Consider the following 902-nt stretch of genomic DNA (forward strand, 5'->3'; position numbering starts at 1 on the left):
TCTGGCATGTGGGCAGGCATTCGATCCAAGCATCGTCCCGAGGAGCTGTAAAGTAAACCAAAGACAGGCGGCGACTGGAACCGAAAGCCGATCGGGGTGGATTGACCACGCGGTGCAACGTGGAGCGCCAACGGTCATTAGTCCAACGGGATAGCAGATCGCCAACGTTGATGACAAAGGCGTTGGGAACAGCCTGCACATCAATCCACTCTCCTGCTTTGGAGTACACCTGCAGCCCTCCCGGCGCCCCATCCTGTCGCAGAATCGTGAAGCCACCGTAGTCGGAGTGAGCCCCATAGCGTAGCTGTCCCGGGATGGGCTCCACCTCCTGTTCAGGATAATGCACAGCCCGCAGCACTCCCCCTTTCCCCTCCATAAAAGGCAGAAAATAGGTTTCCGGCAGATCCAAAGCCAACGCGCCCATGCGCATCAAGGTTTGGGTGAGCTGAAGCAGAGCCGCATCATAAGCCAGAAGAGCAGCCCGCAGTCCTGCTGGATGGGTGGGCCAAAGGTTGCCCGAATCCGGATCCACCCCTGCTTGGGGCCGTTGTGGATCTTCCCGAAACAGGTCATTGAACACCAGCGCCTCACAGAGATCGTAGGGAACCTCTGCCCCACGGGTAGCGGCTACACTTTCGATGCCAATCGGCAGGTATCCCTGGTTTTTGACGCGATCCGGAGTCACCACCTCCATTTTTTGTTCCAGCGGCAGGTCGAAGAAAGCCCTCGCTCTCTCGTAGGCTGTTTGTATGATGGCCTCCGGGATCCCATGCCCTGTGATCACCACAAACCCCACCTCCTCCAAGGCTGCCCCAAAAGCCTTTGCAACCCCTAGCGGATCCGTGCCCTCCCGAAAGGGGGTCAAATCCAGACAAGGGATCCCAGCTTGCTCAAAGGAAGAA

The 902-nt window shown here is 58.0% G+C and carries 1 protein-coding gene; it reads right to left on the bottom strand.

What is annotated here, in order from left to right; genetic code table 11:
• The coding region (locus NW819_RS14225; protein WP_414414149.1) for an isopenicillin N synthase family dioxygenase at nucleotides 1-902 on the bottom strand (902 nt) is incomplete at both ends.

It is taken from the genome of Synechococcus sp. R8-2 (assembly GCF_047461715.1).
Taxonomy (GTDB): Bacteria; Cyanobacteriota; Cyanobacteriia; order Thermostichales; family Thermostichaceae; genus Thermostichus.